Below are 7,020 nucleotides of genomic sequence, written 5' to 3'. Positions count from 1 at the left end.
CGGGAGGTTCTTAGACACGAAGAGCTAGCCGTCGGAACTGGATATTAATTAAAAGCACAAGCGGCTCGTTCAGAATCGCAGGGCATTGGAGCTCTCGACCAAGAAGCGCTTTTTACTTCGACCGAGAGGGCGAAATGGCCGGAGATTCTAGCCGCCGGAGCTGGATATAATTTAAAGTGGAGACGGCTCGCTCAGCTCTGACTGGCTAAGGTTCTCTCGCACAAAAGGTGCTTTTTACCTTTCGTGCGGGAGGTTCTTAGACACGAAGAGCTAGCCGTCGGAACTGGATATTAATTAAAAGCACAAGCGGCTCGTTCAGAATCCAGGACACTTCAAACTCTCAACCCAAATATGATTTTTATCTCAAAAAACAAAATCCCCCCCATATATTACTCTCTCTAATATTCCCTTAAAAAACATAAAAAAACTCGCTTACTACGAAATAAGCGAGTCCCAATCTTTTCCCTTTACTTAGTTGTTACATATCTTTTCGAATCTGCAACAATGTTTTGTAAAAATTCTTCATTTGTCTTTGTTTGACGAAGTTTACGTAAGAAACCTTCAACAAAGTCTGGTGTATCGCGCATTGTTTTGCGAATACCCCATAGCTTGTCTAAATGTTCTTTCGGAATTAATAGATCTTCTTTACGTGTACCAGAACGGCGAATATCAATTGCCGGGAAGATACGACGCTCAGCTAATGAACGATCTAGGTGAAGTTCCATATTTCCAGTTCCTTTAAATTCTTCGTAAATTACATCGTCCATACGAGATCCTGTATCAACAAGCGCTGTTGCTAAAATCGTTAAGCTACCGCCTTCTTCGATATTACGTGCAGCTCCAAAGAAACGCTTCGGTCTATGGAAGGCAGCTGGGTCGATACCACCCGATAATGTTCTACCACTTGGCGGAATAACAAGGTTGTAAGCTCGCGCTAAACGGGTAATACTATCCATTAAAATGATCACATCTTTTTTGTGCTCTACAAGACGCATTGCACGTTCTAACACAAGTTCCGCTACTTTAATATGATTTTCTGGTACTTCATCAAAAGTAGAACTTACAACATCACCTTTAACAGAACGTTCAATGTCTGTTACTTCCTCTGGACGCTCATCAATTAAAAGTACAATTAATTCAGCTTCCGGATGATTTGTTGTAACACTGTGTGCGATTTCTTTTAATAGACTAGTTTTACCAGCCTTTGGAGGCGCGACAATTAAACCACGTTGTCCAAATCCAACTGGTGCGATTAAATCCATGATGCGTGTCGGTAACTTTTTCGGTTCCGTTTCCAATTTCATTTGGCGATCTGGGTATAATGGTGTTAATGCAGGGAAATGCACACGCTCTTTTGCTGATTCTGGGTCATCTCCGTTTACAGCTTCAACTTGTAATAATCCAAAATAGCGTTCATTTTCTTTCGGAGGTCGTACTTTACCAGAAACCTTGTCTCCATTACGTAAATCAAAACGACGAATTTGCGAAGCTGAGATATAAATATCTTCTGAGCTTGGAGAATAGTTGATAGGACGTAGGAATCCAAATCCTTCTGATTGAATAATTTCTAATACGCCTTCCATAAAGAAGAAACCTTCTTTTTCTGCTCGAGCTTTTAGGATAGCGAAGATTAACTCTTTTTTCGTTAATTTGCTATAATACGAAATCTTAAATTCTTTCGCAAGCTCGTATAACTCTTTTAATTTCATGTTTTCTAATGCTGCAATTGACAAATTCATTCAGACACCACACTTTAACGTTATTCTCTTTTCACATGGGTAAAGGGAAAAAATACGGAAGGCAAATAATTAATAATGAAAGGCAATAAGTTCAAGTAGGGTAATATTCACTATTGTAACCCTTTTATCTAGTTTTAATCAATACGTTGAAACACAAATACAAGAAGCGAAGACAAGAAAATTTGTCTTCGCTTTTATTTAACATAGTTTCAGTAGCTAGAATGGCTGAGAGCTCCAATGCTCTGCGATTCTGAGCGAGCTGCTTACGCTTTTTATTTAATCCAGTTCCAGCGGCTAGAATCTCCGGTCATTTCACTCTCTCACTCGAAGCAAAAAGCGCTTCAAGGTCGAGAGTTCCAATGCCCTGCGATTCTGAACGAGCCGATTGCACTTTTTATTTAATAACCAAGTTCGGTTTTTTATTCAAGCTATGACGCCCGTCTACGAAGCGTACTGTGCCTGATTTTGCACGCATAACAAGGGATTGTGTTGTTCCTACGCTACCTTTAAATTGAACGCCGCGTAATAGTTCTCCGTCTGTTACGCCTGTTGCTGCAAAGATTGCGTCGTCACCTTTTACTAAGTCTTCCATACGTAGGATACGATTTATATCTTCAATACCCATTTTTTTACAACGAGCTAATTCAGCTTCGTTTTGTGGTAATAGTTTTCCGTGAATCTCTCCACCTAAACATTTTAATGCAACTGCTGCTAATACACCCTCAGGTGCTCCACCAGAGCCGAATAAAATGTCTACACCTGTACGATCAAATGCAGTGTTAATTGCTCCAGCCACATCTCCATCGTTAATCAATTTAATGCGAGCACCAGCTTTACGAATTTCTTCGATAATCGCTTGATGACGTGGACGGTTTAAAACTGTCGCTACAACATCTTCAATATCTTTATTTTTCGCTTTCGCAACTGCACGTAAGTTATCGATAATAGGCGCATCAATATCGACCGCCCCAACTGCTTCTGGGCCAACCGCGATTTTATCCATGTACATGTCAGGAGCATGTAACAAATTACCGTGATCTGCAATTGCAATAACAGCAAGAGCATTCCACCCACCAGCTGCCACGATGTTTGTCCCTTCTAAAGGATCAACTGCAACGTCTACACGTGGACCATATCCTGTACCTAATTTTTCTCCGATATATAGCATTGGCGCTTCATCCATTTCACCTTCACCAATGACAACTGTACCTTTCATCGGAATTGTATCAAATACGTCACGCATAGCTGATGTTGCTGCACCGTCTGCCTCATCCTTTTTCCCGCGCCCCATCCAACGCGCTGATGATAATGCTGCAGCCTCTGTTACACGTACTAACTCCATAGATAAACTTCTTTCCACGATAATCCCTCTCCTTTAAGTCTTTATATTTCTGCCGTATTTTGTGAACCATGTTTCTCTACAAAGTATACTTCCGCAAGCAGTGATGCTTCGCTTCCCCCTTGCGGAAGTATCACTTATGCGTTCTTCATCTCTTCAATTTCTTGACTTGTCATTTGTTCTCGCCAAATGTTTGCACCAAGACCTTTAAGCTTGTCTACTATATTTTCATAACCTCGATCAATATGCTCAAGTCCGGTTACCTCTGTAATTCCATCCGCCATTAATCCTGCAATAACAAGGGCTGCTCCAGCTCGCAAATCACTCGCTTTCACTTTTGCACCTTGCAATAAAACAGGACCAGTTACAATTGCCGAACGACCTTCTACTTTAATTTGTGCATTCATACGACGTAACTCATCAATGTGTTTAAAGCGCGCGCCGTAAATCGTATCTGTTACAACACCTGTTCCGTGTGCCTTTGTTAAAAGCGTCGTAAATGGCTGTTGTAAATCTGTTGGAAATCCTGGATATACAAGTGTTTTTATATCAACTACTTTTAACCTTCTATTACCGTTCACTGTAATTTGGTCATCGTTCGTTTCAACTTGGACACCAGCTTCTCTTAACTTCGCTGTAACTGACTCTAAATGTTGAGGAATAACATTATCAACCGTTACTTCTCCTCCTGATGCAGCTCCTAAAATCATATACGTACCCGCTTCAATACGATCCGGAATGATCGTGTGATGACAACCGTGCAATGAATCCACACCATCAATTCGAATTACATCTGTGCCAGCACCTTTAATACGTGCACCCATGCTTGTTAACAATGTAGCTACATCAATAATCTCTGGTTCTTTTGCTGCGTTTTCAATAACAGTTCTACCTTTCGCTCGCACAGCTGCTAGCATAATATTAATCGTAGCTCCTACACTAACAACATCTAAATAAATACGTGCCCCGCGCAATTCATCTGCTCTTAAATAAATCGCACCCTGTTCATTCGTAACATGTGCACCTAACGCTTCAAACCCTTTAATATGCTGATCAATCGGCCTCGGTCCTAAATGACATCCACCTGGAAGCCCAATAACAGCTTTTTTAAAACGGCCAAGCATCGCACCCATTAAATAATAAGAAGCACGCAATTTTTTCACTTTTCCATTCGGTAAAGGCATTGCAACCATGTTAGAAGGATCGACTACCATCTCTTCCTCCTGTCCATAAGTTACTCTTCCTCCAATTTCCTCTAGCAAGTCTCCTAACATTTTCACGTCCGAAATATTAGGGACACCACCAATAGTTACTGGAGTATCTGCTAAAATTGTCGCTGGAATTAGTGCAACGGCGCTGTTCTTTGCACCACTCACTCGAATTGTTCCATTTAAAGCTCTTCCGCCTTCAATTAGCAATTTTTCCATATTGAGCTCCCTTCTTGTGAATGTATTTACTTTCTATATCTTTATAGAAAGCTCCCCTTAAGAATCTCAATCACTCTTTCCACCCTAACACTCAATAAATAGGAAACCATTATCTTCATTTCTCCCTTAGTACGAATAGATAAAGATTAACTATTTATCGAATTTGCTTTATCAATTTAGATACATTATCACATTTATTAATAGGACTATGCACATTATTTTCTATTTCAAAAACAAAATGATAAAAATCTTTAGACTTGTTCACGCTTTCATTATACAACGAAAGGAAACCGTCTAAAAGACTAGACGGTTTCCAAAACGGAATTTTATTCTTACGCTTTACCGTTAGAACCGAATTCACGCATTTTACCAGCAACAGTTGCTTTAATAGCGTCGCGGCCAGGTCCAATATATTTACGAGGATCGTAAACTTCTTGGTCTTTGCTTAATGCTTCACGAACAGCTTTTGTAAACTCGATTTGGTTCTCAGTGTTTACGTTAATTTTTGAAGTACCTAAAGAGATAGCTTTTACGATATCAGCAGTTGGGATACCAGTACCACCGTGTAATACTAAAGGTACACCAGTGAAGTCACGAACTTGTTCCATTTCAGCGAATCCTAAGTTAGGCTCACCTTTGTAAGGACCGTGTACAGAACCTAAAGCTGGAGCTAGGCAATCGATACCTGTTGCTTCAACAAGGTGCTTACATTCTGCTGGATCAGCGTAAATTACGCCTTCAGCGATGATGTCGTCTTCTTGTCCGCCAACTGTTCCAAGCTCAGCTTCAACAGATACGTTACGAGCGTGTGCGTATTCTACTACTTTTTTAGTAGTTTCAACGTTTTCTTCGAATGGGTGGTGAGAAGCGTCGATCATTACAGATGTGAAACCTGCATCGATTGCTTCTTTACATTTTTCGAAGCTTGAACCATGGTCAAGGTGAATCGCTACAGGAACAGTGATGTTCATTTCTTCGATTAAAGCTTTAACCATAGCTACAACTGTTTTGAAACCAGTCATATGACGAGCTGCACCCTCAGATACACCTAGGATTACAGGAGATTTTTCTTCTTCCGCAGCAGCTAAGATAGCTTGAGTCCACTCTAAGTTGTTCATGTTGAATTGACCAACTGCGTATTTTCCTTCTAGTGCTGTGTTTAGCATTTCTTTCATAGAAACTAAAGGCATGGTGAATCCTCCTAAAAAACGTTTTTTGTATCCGATAAGTTCTTATCGCTGGTAGTATGACCAGAATAAGGTAAAATATGTATATTTACATACCGGACTTTTTTCTACACTCAATAGGATAACAACTTGTACTCAAAAACTCAACCGTATTCACCTGCTCAATAGTCCATGTAAACGCTTTTTTCCATATTTTTTATAAAAAATTCATTTTTTACGCCTCTATAGCAAGCTGTTCTCTCACTGCTTGACGAATCTCATCAATATCAAACGGTTTGGCAAAGTGCATTAAAGCTCCTAAATCTTTTGCTTCTTGGATCATATCAAGCTCTCCATAAGCAGTCATTAAAATTACTTTAATACTCTCATCAATTTCCTTTACATGTTTTAAAATCTCTATACCATCCATACCTGGAATTTTCATATCTAACACTACTAAATCTGGATTATCTTTTTTCACGATATCTAAAGCTTGAAATCCATTCGCTGCTTGGAATGTCTGATAACCTTCTTTTTGGAACACTTCATGTAATAACACACGAATGCCATATTGATCATCAACGATTAAAATTTTCCCTTCCATAACTCCCAACCTTTCTGTGTAAGTACAAGATTTAAAGCTTCTTATATCTTAACGATTAATTTTCGCTATTCTTTGGCAAATTCCTTCCTATTCTTTCTTATTTTACCGTTTCCTATTTTGTTATGCTACCCTTCGATTTCACCTTTCTAAAAAAATAAACTATAATGAAAGCCGGTAAACACGTACGAAGGGAGTAACATTATGTTAAAAATTTTTTCAACTCAATTAAGTGGTTATTTCTCCAGAGTTTCTCAAAAAGAGGAAATGAATATAGAAGATAGCGCCCGTCTACTTGCTCAAGCATTAGTTGGCGATGGTTTCATTTATTTACATGGTACAAATGAAATGGAGGGCGTTGTGGCTGAAGCATTATTCGGTGCTGAACCAATGAAGCAGGCAAAACGATTATTTGAAAATGGTAAAGAAGTAGAAGTAACTCCTGCAGATCGTGTACTTCTTATTAGCCGATTTTCAACAGATGAAGAAGTTGTAGCAATGGCAAAAAAACTTCAAGCCGATGGACACTCTATTGTCGGTATCTCTGCTATTCAAGAAGGTACTGAATCGCTAGAACAATATACAGATGTACATATTGATACAAAGCTGTTAAAAGGTCTTATTCCAGATGATGAAGGCAATCGCTACGGATTCCCAAGTTTAATGATAGCTTTATTTGCATATCATGGGATCAAATTTACAATCGATGAAATGTTAAATGAATATTAAAAAAAGCGCCCTATTTCAG

General features: G+C 39.3%; 6 protein-coding genes. 1 reads left to right on the top strand and 5 read right to left on the bottom strand.

From position 1 onward, the window contains the following. Positions 1 to 467: 467 nt before the first annotated feature. From rho to spo0F, 5 genes are all read right to left on the bottom strand, one after another. Entirely contained in the window at positions 468 to 1,739 is a 1,272-nt protein-coding gene (gene rho / locus PDL00_RS21455; protein ID WP_001053898.1) for a transcription termination factor Rho, read from the bottom strand. Positions 1,740 to 2,133: 394 nt separating this feature from the next. Then, a complete protein-coding gene (glpX, locus tag PDL00_RS21450; protein ID WP_000442336.1) occupies positions 2,134 to 3,099 on the bottom strand; it encodes a class II fructose-bisphosphatase in 966 nt (321 codons plus the stop codon). A gap of 116 nt (positions 3,100 to 3,215) precedes the next feature. Beyond that, complete coding sequence (murA, locus tag PDL00_RS21445; protein WP_000413265.1) at positions 3,216 to 4,505, bottom strand: UDP-N-acetylglucosamine 1-carboxyvinyltransferase; 1,290 nt, start codon at positions 4,503 to 4,505, stop codon at positions 3,216 to 3,218. A 332-nt stretch (positions 4,506 to 4,837) separates the two neighbouring features. Further along, positions 4,838 to 5,695: a class II fructose-bisphosphate aldolase gene (locus tag PDL00_RS21440; RefSeq protein ID WP_001131858.1), complete on the bottom strand. Its 858-nt coding sequence runs from the start codon at positions 5,693 to 5,695 to the stop codon at positions 4,838 to 4,840. Positions 5,696 to 5,906: 211 nt separating this feature from the next. Beyond that, complete coding sequence (spo0F, locus tag PDL00_RS21435) at positions 5,907 to 6,275, bottom strand: sporulation initiation phosphotransferase Spo0F (protein WP_097863834.1); 369 nt, start codon at positions 6,273 to 6,275, stop codon at positions 5,907 to 5,909. Between the two features lie 201 nt (positions 6,276 to 6,476). On the opposite strand from spo0F, the gene PDL00_RS21430 reads away from it, so the two are divergent. Then, on the top strand, positions 6,477 to 7,001 hold the full coding sequence (locus PDL00_RS21430) for a DUF2529 domain-containing protein (RefSeq protein WP_242257398.1): 525 nt from the start codon (positions 6,477 to 6,479) through the stop codon (positions 6,999 to 7,001). Positions 7,002 to 7,020: the final 19 nt, after the last annotated feature.

Source organism: Bacillus cereus group sp. TH152-1LC (assembly GCF_027710505.1).
GTDB lineage: Bacteria > Bacillota > Bacilli > Bacillales > Bacillaceae_G > Bacillus_A > Bacillus_A mobilis.
This window is presented reverse-complemented; position numbering and strand designations above follow the sequence as displayed.